Annotated in this window: 9 protein-coding genes; 6 read left to right on the top strand and 3 right to left on the bottom strand. The window is 74.7% G+C overall.

From position 1 onward, the window contains the following. Position 1: 1 nt before the first annotated feature. The 3 genes from ACFVGY_RS13305 to ACFVGY_RS13295 form a co-directional block, all read right to left on the bottom strand. The gene (locus tag ACFVGY_RS13305) at positions 2–1,471 is read right to left on the bottom strand and encodes a peptidoglycan DD-metalloendopeptidase family protein (RefSeq protein ID WP_385675533.1); all 1,470 of its coding nucleotides are present in this window, start codon (positions 1,469–1,471) and stop codon (positions 2–4) included. A 180-nt stretch (positions 1,472–1,651) separates the two neighbouring features. After that, positions 1,652–3,106 carry an FG-GAP-like repeat-containing protein gene (locus ACFVGY_RS13300; RefSeq protein WP_385675531.1) on the bottom strand — a complete coding sequence of 485 codons (1,455 nt, stop codon included), beginning with the start codon at positions 3,104–3,106 and terminating at the stop codon, positions 1,652–1,654. Positions 3,107–3,482: 376 nt separating this feature from the next. Beyond that, complete coding sequence (locus tag ACFVGY_RS13295) at positions 3,483–3,632, bottom strand: hypothetical protein (protein ID WP_385675528.1); 150 nt, start codon at positions 3,630–3,632, stop codon at positions 3,483–3,485. A gap of 777 nt (positions 3,633–4,409) precedes the next feature. Between ACFVGY_RS13295 and ACFVGY_RS13290 the strand changes: the two genes are divergently transcribed. From ACFVGY_RS13290 to ACFVGY_RS13265, 6 genes are all read left to right on the top strand, one after another. Further along, a complete protein-coding gene (locus ACFVGY_RS13290) occupies positions 4,410–5,507 on the top strand; it encodes a 3-oxoacyl-ACP synthase III family protein (protein ID WP_385675526.1) in 1,098 nt (365 codons plus the stop codon). A 6-nt stretch (positions 5,508–5,513) separates the two neighbouring features. Beyond that, the gene (locus ACFVGY_RS13285; RefSeq protein ID WP_385675523.1) at positions 5,514–6,419 is read left to right on the top strand and encodes a hypothetical protein; all 906 of its coding nucleotides are present in this window, start codon (positions 5,514–5,516) and stop codon (positions 6,417–6,419) included. 5 nt (positions 6,420–6,424) lie between these two features. Then, complete coding sequence (locus tag ACFVGY_RS13280) at positions 6,425–8,797, top strand: AMP-binding protein (protein WP_385675520.1); 2,373 nt, start codon at positions 6,425–6,427, stop codon at positions 8,795–8,797. Then, positions 8,794–10,053, top strand: a complete 1,260-nt coding sequence (locus ACFVGY_RS13275) for an NAD-dependent epimerase/dehydratase family protein (protein ID WP_385675517.1) — start codon at positions 8,794–8,796, stop codon at positions 10,051–10,053. Before ACFVGY_RS13280 ends, ACFVGY_RS13275 begins: the two co-directional genes overlap by 4 nt. 283 nt (positions 10,054–10,336) lie before the next feature. Beyond that, positions 10,337–13,756: an amino acid adenylation domain-containing protein gene (locus tag ACFVGY_RS13270; RefSeq protein WP_385675515.1), complete on the top strand. Its 3,420-nt coding sequence runs from the start codon at positions 10,337–10,339 to the stop codon at positions 13,754–13,756. Next, on the top strand, positions 13,753–14,469 hold the full coding sequence (locus tag ACFVGY_RS13265) for a formyltransferase family protein (RefSeq protein ID WP_385675512.1): 717 nt from the start codon (positions 13,753–13,755) through the stop codon (positions 14,467–14,469). Before ACFVGY_RS13270 ends, ACFVGY_RS13265 begins: the two co-directional genes overlap by 4 nt. Positions 14,470–14,586 lie beyond the last annotated feature (117 nt).

Here is a 14,586-nt window from a genome sequence, read left to right as displayed (position 1 = left end):
ACTACCAGCCGCCGTTGCCGATTTCCTTGCGCTCGCCCAGGCCCGAGCCGGTGCCCGGGTAGAGGAAGAGCTTGCCGGTGGAGTTCTGGACCGCGACCAGGTCGTCCGACGGGCTGTTGTTGAACAGGTCGCCGCCGATCAGGTCGGACATCCCGTTCCAGCCGCCCGAGCCGATCTCGATGCGCGGGCTCAGGTAGCCCTTGTCGCCGGGGTAGAGGAAGAGCTTGCCGGACGACTTCTCGACCGCGACCAGGTCCTGGCGGCCGCTGTTGTTCAGGTCCATGCCGGTCAGGTTGGACATGCCGTTCCAGCCGCCGGAGCCGATCTCCTTGCGGGTGCCCAGGCCCGAGCCGGTGCCCGGGTAGAGGAACAGCTTGCCGCTGGACTTCTCCACCGCCGCGAGGTCGGCGACGCCGTCGCCGTTGAGGTTGAGCGCCGTCAGGTTCGACATGCCGTTCCAGCCGCCCGAGCCGATCATGACGCGGTCGGAGCCGCCCGAGATGGTCGAGTTGTCCTTGCCCTTGTAGAGCCACAGCTTGCCGGTGGACTCCTCGACGGCGACCAGGTCGTCCTTGCCGTCCTTGTTGAAGTCGCCGCCGGTCAGGTTCGACATGCCGTTCCAGCCGGCGGAGCCGAGCAGGACGCGGGACGCGCCGCCGGAGATGGTGCCGTTGCCGTTGCCCTTGTACATCCACAGCTTGCCGGACGAGGTCTCCACCGCGATGACGTCGAGGACGTTGTCGCCGTTGAGGTCGGCGGACGCCAGGTCGTTCATGCCCTTGTCGCTGGGCTCGGTCGGTTCGCCGGGGCCCGGGAGCTGCGGGTCCGGGGTCGGCGTCCCGCAGTTCTTGCTCTTCAGGCTCCCGTCCGGGGAGAAGCGGGTGCCGTTGAAGACGGTGCGCTGGTAGTCGCCGTAGTACCGCTGCTCGTAGTGCAGGTGCGGCCCGCTGGACCCGCCGGTGCTGCCCACGATGCCGATCTGCTGACCGGTGGTCACGCGCTGGCCCTCGCGCACGTTGAAGCCGTTGAGGTGCGCGTACAGGGTGCTCCAGCCGTTGCCGTGGTCGATGACCACGAACTTGCCGTAGCTGCGGGCTCCCTTGTCCTTGATGTGTGCGATGCCGTCGGCGCTGGCGACCACGGGGGAGTTCACCGTGGAGCCGCCCTGCGTCCAGTCGATGGCGTGGGGGGAGGGGCTGTGGTACGAGCGGGAGTCGCCGTACCAGGTCTCGCCGCACTTGAACGGCATCTGGAAGGTGGGACGGCCCGTGGACGCCGCGGCCGCCATCGGGGTGACGCCGTACTCACCCGGCAGGCCCATGTCCTCCAGGGTCAGGGCGGGGAGTTCACCGTGCAGATCCGGCTCGCCGTCGGCGTGCGCGCCGCCGATGGACAGCGTGGTGGCGGCGAGGGTGGCGCAGAGCAGTCCGGTGGCGATCCGTACGCGCTTCGACATGAACTTCTTCAGCATGATGACAGTTCCAAACCGGCACGGGCGTGCCAAAAGAGGTCAGTTGGGGTGTGGGGAGGGGAGCAGGAGAGCGGGGGAGGGCCGGGCAGTGCCGGGCCGGGGCCGGGCCGGGGGCCGGGCGGCGCCGGGCCGGGGGGCCGGGAACGGGAGCCACACGCCCCCGGCACCCCCTGCGGGCTGTTACCAGCCGCCGTTGCCGATCTCCTTGCGGGCCCCGAGGCCGCTGCCGGTGCCGGGGTAGAGGTAGAGCTTGCCGCTGGCCTTGTCGACGGCGACCAGGTCGTCGTAGGCGTTGGAGGTGAAGTCGCCGCCGATCAGGTCGTTCATGCTGTTCCAGCCGGACGAGCCGATCTCCTTGCGGGTCTCCAGCCCGGAGCCGTTGCTCTTGTAGAAGAAGAGCTTGCCGGTGGAGGACTCGGCGCCGACCACGTCCGCCTTGCCGTCGTTGTCGACGTCCATACCGACCAGGTCGTGCATGCCGTTCCAGCCGGCCGTGCCGATCAGCACACGGGTGCTGCCGCCGCTGATGGCGCCGGCGCCGTTGCCCTTGTAGAGCCAGAGCTTGCCGCTGGACTGCTCGACGCCCACGACGTCGGCCTTGCCGTCGCCGGTGAAGTCGCCGCCGATCAGGTCGTGCATGCCGTTCCAGCCGCCGGAGCCGATCTCCTTGCGGGTGCCGAGGCCGGAGCCGGTGCCCGGGTAGAGGTAGAGCTTGCCGGTGGACTCCTGGGTGGCGACGATGTCGTCCTTGCCGTCCCCGTTGAAGTCGGCGGCCGCCAGGTTGGACATGCCGTTCCAGCCGCCCGCACCGATCTCGATGCGGGATGCACCGCCGGCGATGGTGCCGTTGCTGTTGCCCTTGTAGAGCCACAGCTTGCCGGTGGAGGCCTCCACGCCCACCACGTCGTCGACGGCGTCGCCGGTGATGTTGGCGGCGACCAGGTCCGTCATGCCCTTGGAGGGCTGCGGCTTGGGCGCGGCGTCGTCCGCGATGTTCTTGTAGCGGACGGGGTAGTACGGGCCGTAGCCCGGGTAGTACGGGTAGTCGTAGATGCGGTGGTGCACGCCGCTCGGGGTGAAGTCGAAGCCCCAGTACTTGGTGTGGTCGCCGTTCGCCCACTTCTCGAAGAGGACGACGTGGCCGCCCGCGCCGCCGTCGTTGTCGAGCAGGGCGTCGCCGGCCTTGAGGTCCGACTTGCCGATCTTGTAGACGACGCCGCGCGGCTCGAAGGTGTCCGTGGTCAGGGAGGAGTCCAGGTCCCAGGCCATCGAGACGTAGCCGGAGCAGTCGGTGCGGTAACCGCCGTGGCGACCGCCCCAGTTGTAGTCGAGGCCGATGCCGACCCAGCTCTTGGCCCGCTCGATGACGGTCTCGCGGGATATCTTCGTCGCCGCAGCGGCCGCCGCGAAGGGCGTTCCGCGCACCTCGGTGGTGACGGGCTCCTCCGAGCCCTGGCCGGTGCTGCCGAAGTCCGGGTTCGGGGCGCCGGTCACGGGGGCGTCCCCCGTGGCGGCCGGGGGCGCCGGGTCGGCGACCGCGGTGCCGTTGACCGCGACGATCGTGCCGCTCGCGGCTGCGATGGCGAGCAGGGCGGCGATTCCGGTGCGGCGGAAGGACTTTCCGTTGCGAGGCATGGGTGTACTCCGGTTCGTGTGCGAAGGGTTCGTGGTGCCGTCGGGAGCGGGAAGGCTCGACCGGCGGTCGAAGAGGTGGTGCGGGGCTGAGCGGGCTCAGCGGCTCAGTGCTCAGTGCTCAGTGGCCGAGCGGTTCAGTGGCTGTGCGGCGGAGGCCGTTGCGCCGGGGGTGGTGCGGACGGACTGCGGAAGTCCGGGCACGGGTCAGAGGTCTTGGCGCGGATCAGACGGCTGCCCTGCAGGTACAGCGGTCTTGCGCGGCGGCGGGTGCCGCCGGAGCGCCGGAGGCGTCAGGGATGTCCGGCTGTCAGGGGATGCCGGTGTGTGGGGCGTCCGAGGTACTCGGGGTACTCGGGGTACTCGGGGTGTACGGGGGTCAGTCGGCGAGGGCGTCGGCGTCGGCGAGGGCGGAGGCGGAGGCGCCCGAGGTCCGCTCCAGGGGGACGGCCGAGGCCATGGGGGCGACAGAGGTGAGACCGATGGCGAGGGCGACGACCGCGGCGGCCCGCATGAGTCCGGTGCGCATGATCCTGTTGGTTCCTTTCGCAAGAGAGGTGGCGTTCCGTCCCGCCCGTCCGTGTGACCGGACTGCCCTGGACACGTCCCGCGGTGACGTTCCCTCAGGCTTTCGAGGCGGTGTCCCCGAGGTCTCCCTCGCTGACAAGGAATAGCTTCGTCGCTGGTCAAAGCCCTGGGAAGAGAGATCGACTGGACCGAACGGGCCGTGGCCCAACGTGGCCATCCCTGCCCTGGTTCCCGCTCCCCTGCCACCCCGTCTCCCGCCCGTCTCCCGCCCGTCTCCGGTCCGGCCTCCCGTCCGTCTCCGGTTCGGCCTCCCGTCCGGCCGGGGCGCCGGCGCGTCGTCAGCCGCGGTTCGTTCGAACCGGTTCTTCGCCGTGCAGCCGCGCCGTAGTGGGGCCGGCGGTTCGGGCGTGGCGGGGGAGAGGTGGAGGTCAAGACGGACCGGGTGATTCCGGACATCTTTTGCGCGGCTCGTGGGGCCCGCCGGCGCGGCTGCCCCGGCGCGCGGGGGCAGTGAGGGCATCGGCGTACCGATGGTGGACCGGCCCACCGCCCCCCAAGCCGGGCCAAAGCGCCTTCCCGGCGCAGCGAATTGACCGTCCGGGGATTGGCCGATATTCGATCGGGTGGCCCGGTTCCGGCGGCTCTCCGCCCTTGTCAAGAAAATCCGTACGCTACGGTAACTTCGCTGTCCGTCACCCGTGACGGCCCTCAGCCATTTCCCGACCGGCGCCCGCCGATACCGAATCGCGGGCCCGGCGGATCGCCATGGAGGGCGAATATGAGTACCACCGAGCGTCGCAGCCGAATAGAGGCCCTCGGCGCCTTTCTTCCCGCGGGATCGCAGACCAACGACGAACTCCGCGCCGAGGCGCCGGGACTCGGCGACGCGGACGTCGAACGGATCACCGGAATCGCCGAGCGGCGCGTCCACGACCCCGACCCGGCAGCCGGGGAGGACTCCTTCGGGATGGCCCTGGCCGCCGCCCGCGACTGCCTGGCCGCCTCCCGCCACCAGGCCGCCGACCTCGACGTCGTCATCAGCGGCTCGATCACCCGGGTCAAGGACGGCAGCCGCTTCCACTTCGAGCCGTCCTTCGCCGGCATGCTGGCCGGGGAACTCGGCGCCCGGCCCGGCGTCCTGAGCTTCGACGTGTCCAACGCCTGCGCCGGCATGATGACCGGGGTCTGGCTGCTCGACCGCATGATCCGTTCCGGCGCGGTGCGCAGCGGCATGGTCGTCAGCGGCGAGCAGGCCACCCGCGTCGCCCGCACCGCCGCCCGCGAGCTCACCGACTCCTACGACCCGCAGTTCGCCTCCCTCTCGGTCGGCGACTCGGCGGCAGCGGTCATCCTCGACGAATCGACCGATCCCGCTGACCGCATCCACTACATCGAGCTCATGACCTGCTCGGAATACTCCCATCTGTGCATGGGAATGCCGAGCGACCGCAGTCAGGGAATAGCCCTCTACACCGACAACAAGAAGATGCACGACCGCGACCGGCTCAAACTGTGGCCGAGATTCCACGAGGACTTCCTCGCCAAGAATGGGCGCCGTTTCACCGACGAGGAATTCGACTACGTGATTCACCACCAGGTCGGTACGCGATTCATCGACTACGTCAACCAGACCGCCGAGGCGGAGTTCGGCACCCCCATGCCGGCCTCCCTGCAGGTGGTCGAGCGGTTCGGGAACACGGCCACGACGTCGCACTTCCTCACCTTGCGCGAGCACCTGCGCGCGCAGCCGGCGGGCGCCGGTCCGGCCGCGGACCGCGCCCACGCCCGCAGCACGGCCCGGTACCTGATGGTGCCGGCCGCCTCCGGCGTGGTCACCGGAGCCCTGTCCGCCACGATCACGAACGCGAGGGTGTGAGCCGTCATGGGCATCGTCATCACTGCCGCCGCCACCGCGGCCCCGACCGACTTGGCCAACCCGACCGACCAGGCCAGCCCGACCGCCCCGGCCACCTCGGCCTCCGCCGTCGACCTCGCCGGCCGCGCGGCCCGCAGCTGCCTGGACAGCGCCCGCGTCTCCCCGTCCGGGGTCGGGGTGCTCGTCAACGTGGGCGTCTACCGGGAGCACAACACCTTCGAACCGGCCGTGTCGGCCCTGGTCCAGAAGGAAGTCGGCATCAACCTCGACTACCTCGCCGACCCCCAGCCGGCCGCGGGCTTCTCCTTCGACCTGATGAACGGGGCCTGCGGTGTGCTCAGCGCCGTCCAGACCGCCCAGGCCCTGCTGGCGACCGGTACCACCGAGCGGCTGCTGATCACCGCCGCCGACGTCCACCCCGGCGGGAACGCCTCCCACGACCCCGACTACCCGTACGCCGACCTGGCCGGCGCCGTGCTGCTGGAGCGCGCCGCCGACCCCGGCACCGGTTTCGGGCCCGTACGCCACTACGGCGCCGACCGGCCCACCGACGTCGAGGGGTACCTCGACCTCGACACCATGGGCAGCAGCGGCCGCTCCGGCATCACGGTGCGCCGCACGCCCCAGCACGAGACGCGGACCGGCGAACTCGCCGCCGCCGCGGTGGCGTCGTACGCGGAGGAGTTCGGCCTCGACCTCACCCGGACCCTGCTCATCGGGCCCCGAGTGCCGCTGGACCCGGCTGCCCCGCCCGGCACCGGCGGGGAGCCGCACACCGCCGCCCCGATCCTCGGCTACGTGCGCGCCCTGGAGGCCGGTGTCCGGCCCGCCGACTACGACGGGATCCTGTTCGTGACCGCGGGCGCCGGACCGAGCGCGGCCTGCGCCTCGTACCGGCCGCAGGGGTGGTGACCGGCATGACGTCAGCAGCCACCCGGCAGGCCGCGTCGCAGCGACCGCCCGCCGGTGCCGCCGGCCCCGGCGTCGGCTCGGGCACCGGTACCGGCCCGGGCGACCTCGACGCGCAGAGCCTGGCCGGCCTCCTGGAGCGCAACGCCCGCGCCCACCCCGACAAGCCGGCCGTCATCCATCCCGACGGCCCGCACGGGATACGCGGTGTACTCCCTGCCGGCCCCGCCCGGGTTCCCGCGCAACCGCCCGCGTACGGCACCCTCACGTACGGCGAACTACAGCAGGCCGTCGAGCAGTTGGCCGCGGGCTTCACCCGGGCCGGGATCACCAAGGGCACCAAGACCGTCCTGATGGCCCCGCCCGGCCCCGAGCTGTTCGCCCTCGTCTTCGCCCTGTTCCGCATCGGCGCCGTGCCCGTCGTCGTCGACCCCGGGATGGGCGTCCGCCGGATGCTGCACTGCTACCGGACCGTGGGCGCCGAGGCGTTCATCGGACCGCCGCTCGCCCACCTCGTACGGCTGCTCGGCCGCCGCACCTTCGCCGGGATACGGGTGCCCGTCACCCTGGGCCGGCACCCGCTCGGCCGCGCCCGCACCCTGACCGCGGTGCGCGCCCTCGGCGCCGACAGCGCGCGCCGCGGCGGCACCGCGCCGGTCGCGGCCGGCCGCGACGACCTGTTGATGATCGGCTTCACCACCGGAAGCACCGGCCCTGCCAAGGGCGTCGAGTACACCCACCGGATGGCCCTGTCCATCGCCCGCCAGATAGAGGCCGTCCACGGCCGCACCAGCCAGGACACCTCGCTGGTCACCCTGCCGTTCTACGGGGTCCTCGACCTCGTCTACGGCTCCACCCTCGTCCTCGCCCCGCTGGCTCCGGCCAGGGTGGCGCAGGCCGACCCCACGCTCGTGGTCGACGCGCTGGAACGTTTCGGCGTGACCACGATGTTCGCCTCGCCCGCCCTGCTGCGCACCCTCGCCGAGCACCTCACCGCCGCCGCCCCGGGCCGCCATCCGCTGCCCGCCCTGCGCTGCGTCGTCGGCGGCGGCGCCCCCGTCCCCGACGCGACCGTGGCCGCGCTGCGCCGCGTTCTCCACGCCGACGCGCGCATCCACGTCACGTACGGGGCGACGGAGGTGCTGCCGATCACGTCGATCGAGGCCACTGAACTCCTCGGGGCGCCGGTGGCGGCGCCGGGGGCCGTGGAGGCGGTGGAGCCCGTGGGGGCCGTGGCCGGGGGCGGTACCGCGGCGCGGGCCGCCGAGGGCGCCGGGACCTGCGTCGGGCGGCCCGTGCCCGGCACCCGCGTGGCGATCCTGCCCGTCACCGACGGCCCGCTGTCCCGCCTCGCGACCGGCGCACGCCTGCCGGCGGGGCGGGTCGGCGAGATCGCGGTCCACGGCGAATCCGTCAGCCCCCGCTACCACCGCTCGCCGGACGCGGACCGCCGGCACAAGGTCCTCGACGCCACGGCCGACGTCGCCGACGTCGCCCACATCGCCGATGCCGCCGGCGCCGCAGGCACCGCGGCGGACGCTGCCGACGCGGCGGCGACGGAGGGCAGCAGCACACCGCAGCGCACCTGGCACCGCACCGGCGACCTCGGCTACCTCGACGAGGAGGGGCGGCTGTGGTTCTGCGGCCGCGCGGCCCAGCGGGTCCGCGCCGAGCACCGCGACCTGCACACCGTGCGCTGCGAAGGCGTGTTCAACGCCCACCCCCTCGTACGCCGCACCGCCCTCGTCGGCATCACGGACACCACCCCGTCCGGCACGGACACCAGGACCACCGCCGGCACCACCGCCGGCACCACCACCGGCACCACCGCCGACAGCGGCTGGGGCCGCGGTCGCGGGGGCGACGGCGTACGCCAGCGACCCCAACGCCCCGTCGTCTGCGTGGAGACCGAGGGGGACCTCGACCCGGAGACCTGGCACCGCCTCGTCGCCGAACTCCGCGCCCTCGCCTGCGCACACGCGCCCACCACGGGCCTGGAGCTGGCGGAGTTCCTCCGCCACCCCGGCTTCCCGGTCGACATCCGGCACAACGCCAAGATCGGCCGCGAGGAGCTCGCCCACTGGGCCGAGCGCCGACTCGCCCCGCCCGCCCCCCTGCTCTCCCGGGACCGCGCCGCACAGCTCGTGCCGCTCGCCGGCTGGGCGTACCTCGTCGGCGGGGCCGTGTGGGCCGCGACCGCCGGGGTCCCCGCGGCCCGCCTCCCCCGCGTGCTGTGGTGGACGGACGCCGTCCTGAGCATCGCCGGGCACGCCGCCCAGATCCCGCTCGCCCTGCCCCGCGCCCGCGCCGCCGGCATCGGCCGCCCCGCCGCGACCGGCCTCACCCTCCTCTACGGCGCGACATGGTGGCGGAAGCTGTGACCACCAGCCGCATCCTCATCACCGGCGCCACCGGCTTCCTCGGCGGCCACCTGGTCGACGCCTGCATCGCATCCGGCCACCGCGTGCGGGCCCTCGTACGGCCCGGCAGCGACACGGCCCGGCTGCGCGCCCTGCCCGGCGTCGAACTCGCCACCGGCGACCTGACGCAGCCCGCCACGCTGGAACGGGCGGCCGAGGGCTGCGAGGCCGTCGTGCACAGCGCGGCGCGCGTCGTCGACCACGGCAGCCGGGAGCAGTTCAGGGCCGCCAACATCACCGGCACGCTCCGGCTGATGGCGGCGGCCCGGGCGGCCGGGGCCCGACGGTTCGTGTTCGTGTCGAGCCCGAGCGCCCTGATGCACCTGCGCGAGGGCGACCGGCTCGGCATCGACGAGAGCACCCCGTACCCCACCCGCTGGTTCAACCACTACTGCGCGACGAAGGCCATCGCCGAGCAGCACGTCCTGGCCGCCACCGCACCGGAGTTCACCACCTGCGCGATCCGCCCGCGAGGCATCTGGGGGACGCGTGACCACGCCGGGTTCCTGCCGAAGCTGGTCGGCGCCATGCACGCCGGGCGGCTGCCCGACCTGTCGGGCGGGAAGCGCGTCCTGGTGTCGCTGTGCCACGTCGACAACGCGGTGGACGCCTGCCTGCGGGCCGCCGTCACCGCCCCGGCCGAACGCATCGGCGGCCGCGCGTACTTCGTCGCGGACCGCGAGGTGACCGACCTGTGGCCGTTCCTCGCGGAGGTCGCCGGCCTGCTCGGCTGTGCCCCGCCGGGCCCGCGCGTCCCCCTCCCGGTGGGCCGCGCCCTGGCGGCCACGGTGGAGTCCCTCTGGCGGCTCCGGCCCGACGCGGGCACGAACAGCCCGCCGCTGAGCCGCTACATGATGGCCCTGCTGACCCGCTCGACGACGTACGACACCGGCGCCGCCCGCCGCGACCTCGGCTACGACGCCCCCCGCACCCGCGCCGAAGGCCTCCGCGACCTGGCCGACTGGGTCACGACCCGGGGCGGCATCCCCGCCTGGACCGAACCGCAGGACCGTGCGGTTGCGTCGGACGCCGCCCGTGCGGCCGGACCCGCAGCCGCGCCGGATACCGCTGGGTTGGCCGCGCCGGATACCGCTGGTGCGGATGCCGCAGACCCGGCCGCGGCCGGGCCGGCTGCCACCCGGTCGGCCGCCGATCGCCCGGCGCCGGGCACCACGGATCCGGCCGGCTCGGCCGCCCGGGGGGACGCCGCGCGATGAGCACGCACCCGACGGCGCCGGCCACCGTCCCGGCCACCGCCCCGGTCAACGTTCCGGGCACCGGGTCGGCTGTCGCCGTGTCGGGTGCCCGTCGCGCAGCCGCTCCACGGCCCGGGGACCACGGACGGGGCCGGTTCGGCCGCCCGAGGGGACACGCCGCGATGAGCATGCGGTCGACCACTCCCGCCGCCGCCCGGGCGCCGGGCCGGCCGGTGCCGGCGCCGGCCCACTTCCGCGCACCACAGATCCGGCCCGGTTCGGCCGCCCGAGGGGATACTCCGCGATGACCACGCACCCGACCACACCCGCGACAGCCGGCACACCCGCCGCCACCGCGGCCGCCGCCGGTACCACCCCGGCCGCCGCCTACCGGCGCCCCGTGTCGCCCACCGAGCGGCTCTACCTCGGCGCCGGCCACGCCCGCGGGGCCATGGCCCTGCGGGTCGTCGTCGAGGGCGACGGGCTGCCCGGCCGCGAGCAGCTCCAGGCCGCCGTGGCCCGGGCCGCCGACGCCTGCCCCGGCTCCCGCCTAGTGCGCCGCGGCCCCCTGTGGGTGGCCGACGGGCCGCCGCCGCGGGTCACGTACGCCGACCCGACCGCCGCGGCCTTCGACGCCTCCGCCCCCGCCACCGCTGAGCTGCTCACCGGCCGCTCCGGCCCCGCCGACCCGCCCGGCTGCGAGGTGCTCGCCGTCCCCGGCCGGGGCGGCACGCCGACCGCGCTCGTCTTCAGCGCCTCGCACGCCCTGATGGACGGTCACGGCGCCCTGACCTGGGTCCGGGAGGTCTTCCGCGCCCTGCGCGGCGAGCCCGCGCAGCCCGCCACCGACCCGGCGACCGACCACGGCCTGCTGCGCTCACTGCCCGCCGACCGGCGACGCCGCCGTCCGGCCCCGCTGCCCGGCCTGCCCTCACCGCTCGGCCCCGCCGCGCCCGGAACCCCGCCCCGCACGCTGTGGCTCCGCCGCACCCTGCCCGGCCGGCACCCCGCGCTGACCGCGCGGCTCGCCCAGGCCGTCGCCGACGCGGCAGGGCGCGAGACCCGTGTCATGGTCCCGGTGGACCTGCGCCGTCACCGCCCGCACCTCGCGGCGGCCACCGGCAACCTCACGTTGCCGCTGTTCCTGGACCTGCGCCCCGGCGAGGACTGGGCCCGCGCCCAGTCCCGGCTGCTGGCCGCCCTCGCCGACGGCGCCGAGCTCGCCGCCGGCTTCGAGGCGGGCCTCGTCGCCCGGCTGCCCTCGGCCGCCGTCGCCGCGCTGCTGCGCGCCGCCCAGGCCGCATCCGTACGGGCCGACCGCCACCTGGCCTCGGCCGTGGTCTCCCACCTCGGCGTGCTGGACCCGGCCGAACTGTCCGGCGGCGGTTTCACCGCCACCACCGCGTACGCGCTTCCCGTGCACGCACCGCTGGTCCCGCTGTCGTTCGCCGTGGCCGAGACCGCCGCCGCGAGCGAGATCACCCTCGGTGTCCGCGCCAGTGACCCGTTCCTCCGGGAGCACGCATCGGCCTTCCTGGACACGGTCCTCGCCACCGCCGCGACGGCCACCGCCACGGCCGCCACGGCCACCGCCACCGCCGCGACGGCCACCGCCGCGACGGCCACCGCCGCGACGGCCAGCGCCACGAGCGCGCCCGCGCCGGCCGCGTCCGCCCCCGTGACCGCGGTGTCGTCCGGGCGGCCGCACGCCGCCGCCGACGGCGCCGGCGGCCCGAACCCCTCCGCCACCGTCGTGGACCTCTTCCGCGCCCAGGCCGCCCGTACGCCCGCAGCCGTCGCGCTCGACGGGCCCGACGGCGCCGTCACCTACGCCGAACTGGACCGGCGCTCCGACGCGGTCGCCGCCGACCTGGTGCGGCGCGGGGCCGGACGCGGGAGCCTGGTGGGCCTGGTCGTCGACCGGACCCCGGACGGGGTCTGCGCGCTGTGGGGGATCCTCAAGGCCGGGGCTGCCTACGTCCCGCTCGACCCGGGCCACCCCGGCCCGCGGATCCGCGAGGTCCTGGAGGCCGGCGGCGTACGTCTGACCCTGACCCGACGCCACCTCGCCGCGGACCTGGTCGACTCCGTGCCCGGGACCCTGCTCCCGGTCGAAAACGTGCTGGCGGAAGCGGAAGCGGAAGCAAACGCGGACGCGGACCCGGACCCGGACCGGGCCGGGGTGCTGCCCGTCGGTCCCGCGCCCGGGGACCTGGCGTACGTCATGCACACCTCCGGTTCGACGGGCCGCCCCAAGGGCGTGCTGATCGAACACCGAGGACTCGTCGCCTTCGTCCACTGGATGACCGCGACGTGCCGCGTCGACGCCGACACGCGCTTCGGATTCGCAGCCTCCTACGCCTTCGACATCTCCTGCTTCCCGCTCTTCCTGCCGCTCCTCGCCGGCGGCACCGCCGTCCTCGCACCCGGCGCGCCCTCCCCGGCCGTACTGCGCGCCCTCGTCGGCGAACACCGCGCCGACACCCTCGCCCTGACCCCCTCCCACCTCGCCCTCCTCGACGGCGACGGCGGCGGCCGGCTCCGCACCCTGCTGCTCGGCGGGGAGGAGCTCACCCCGGCGTCCGTGCGCTCCGCATACGCCGCCTTCGGCTCCCACTGCCGGGTGATCAACGGGTACGGGCCCACCGAGGCCACCGTCGCCTGCCTCGCCCACGTCGTCGACGGCACCGAGACGGGCCCCTCCGTACCGCTCGGCACCGCCGGCCCCGGCGCCCACGTCGACCTGGTCGGCGAGGACGGCGAGGTCATCGGTACCGGCCCGGCGGACACGGGCCGCGTGGGCGAGATCGTGGTACGCGGCCCCCAGGTGGCCCGCGGCTACCTGGGCGCGGGCGACCTCGACACCGCCGCCGACGGGAAGCCCCGTACGGCCGGTCCCGTCGCGGCGGACGGCGCTCCGAGCAGCCTTCCGGCGACGCCGTTCTCGGCAGGCCCCGACCGGGTGCGCTCGTACCGTACGGGCGACCTCGGCCGCCGGCTGCCCGGGGGCGCGATCGCGTTCGCCGGGCGGGCGGACGGCCAGTTGAAGATCTCCGGGTACCGGATCGAGCCGGCCGAGGTCATCGCGGCCCTGGAGGCCCACCCGACCGTGGCCCGCGCCGCGGTGACGGCCCGCCGCCGCCCCGGCGCCCGTTCGGCGGTCCTGTGCGCGTACGTGATCCTGACCGGGACACCGGACGATCCCGCCGACCCCGGGGCAGCGAAAGCGAAAGCGGAAGCGGGGACGGGAGTCGGGACGGCCGCCGACCTACGGGCGGAGCTCACCCGGACCCTGCCCCGGCACCTGGTCCCCGCGCACGTGATCGCCGTGCCCGCCCTGCCCACCACGATCAGCGGCAAGACCGACTTCGACGCCCTCCCCGACCCCTTCGCCCGCACCCCCCGACCGGACACCCCGGATGCGGACGCCACCGACGCCACCGACGCCAGCGACGACAGCGGCAACCTCCGGGCCCGCGTCGCCGGCCACTGGGCGGCGATCCTCGGCGTCGACGCCTCCGACCTGACACCCGACTCCGACTTCCAGGCGCTGGGCGGCGACTCCCTCGCCCTCGTCGAGATGATCACCGCGGTCAGCGCCGACCTGCTCACCCCCGACCAGGCACGCCGGTTCACCGAGGACCTGGCCTGCCTGGTCCGCGACCTGACGCTCGGACAGGTCTGCGCCCGCCTCACCACCGTTCGCGAGGAGACCCCCGCATGATCTTCGTCGGAGACGGCGCCCTGCTGCGCCGTGCCGTCGCCCACGCCGCCGCCCGGGGCCACCGCGTCGACCTGGTCTGCTCCGCCGACCCGCGCGACGCCGCGGCCGCCGGCCCGGCCACCCCGCACCTCGTCCCCGCCCCGGACATCAACGCGCACGCCGCCGCCCTCGGTGCCGCCTGCACCGACGGCATCGTCTGGTCCGTCAACAACCGGCAGATCTTCCGCACTCCGCTGCTCTCCCTCGGGCTGCGGATCGTCAACGTCCACAACGGCCTACTGCCACAGCACCGCGGACTGCCGTCCGCTGCCATCGCGTTCGCCCTGCTGCACGGAGACACCGAGTACGGTGCCACCGTCCACGAGGTCGACGCCGGCATCGACACCGGCCCGGTCCTCGCCGAACACCGCTTCCCCGTCGGCCGGGACGATCACTTCCACCAGGTGATGCTGCGCGGCGTCCGCGCCTGCCAGACCCTGTTCGAGCAGACGCTGCCCGCCGTCGCCGACGGCACCTCGTCGGCCCGTCCCCCGTCCACCCCGTCCACCCCGTCCGCCGCGCCGTCCGCGTACTACGGCAGCCGCACCCTGGCCCGCCTCGCGGACTACCGGCACGACCCGGCGTTCGCCCGCGCCACCGACCTCGGCCCGTTCGCCGCCCACGCCCCGGAGCTCGCCCGAGCCCTGGACCTCGTACACGGGACGCGGCCGTAGGCCGACCGCGGCAGTGGCCGGGGCGAGGACGCGGTGGTCCCCCGCCCGCGCCCCCCCCCCCGGGGCGGGCGGGGGCGGGGCGCGGGCGGGGGGGGGGCGCCCGCCCCCCCCCGCCCC

Origin of the sequence: Streptomyces sp. NPDC127106 (assembly GCF_042677605.1) — a bacterium.
Classification (GTDB): Bacteria; Actinomycetota; Actinomycetes; order Streptomycetales; family Streptomycetaceae; genus Streptomyces.
This window is presented reverse-complemented; position numbering and strand designations above follow the sequence as displayed.

Bases quoted from the DNA above. Each gene is read 5' to 3' on its own strand.
- ACFVGY_RS13280 (WP_385675520.1), top strand. From the start codon at position 6,425: ATGACGTCAGCAGCCACCCGGCAGGCCGCGTCGCAGCGACCGCCCGCC.
- ACFVGY_RS13285 (WP_385675523.1), top strand. From the start codon at position 5,514: ATGGGCATCGTCATCACTGCCGCCGCCACCGCGGCCCCGACCGACTTG.
- ACFVGY_RS13270 (WP_385675515.1), top strand. From the start codon at position 10,337: ATGACCACGCACCCGACCACACCCGCGACAGCCGGCACACCCGCCGCC.
- ACFVGY_RS13290 (WP_385675526.1), top strand. From the start codon at position 4,410: ATGAGTACCACCGAGCGTCGCAGCCGAATAGAGGCCCTCGGCGCCTTT.
- ACFVGY_RS13265 (WP_385675512.1), top strand. From the start codon at position 13,753: ATGATCTTCGTCGGAGACGGCGCCCTGCTGCGCCGTGCCGTCGCCCAC.
- ACFVGY_RS13300 (WP_385675531.1), bottom strand. From the start codon at position 3,106: ATGCCTCGCAACGGAAAGTCCTTCCGCCGCACCGGAATCGCCGCCCTG.
- ACFVGY_RS13295 (WP_385675528.1), bottom strand. From the start codon at position 3,632: ATGCGCACCGGACTCATGCGGGCCGCCGCGGTCGTCGCCCTCGCCATC.
- ACFVGY_RS13305 (WP_385675533.1), bottom strand. From the start codon at position 1,471: ATGCTGAAGAAGTTCATGTCGAAGCGCGTACGGATCGCCACCGGACTG.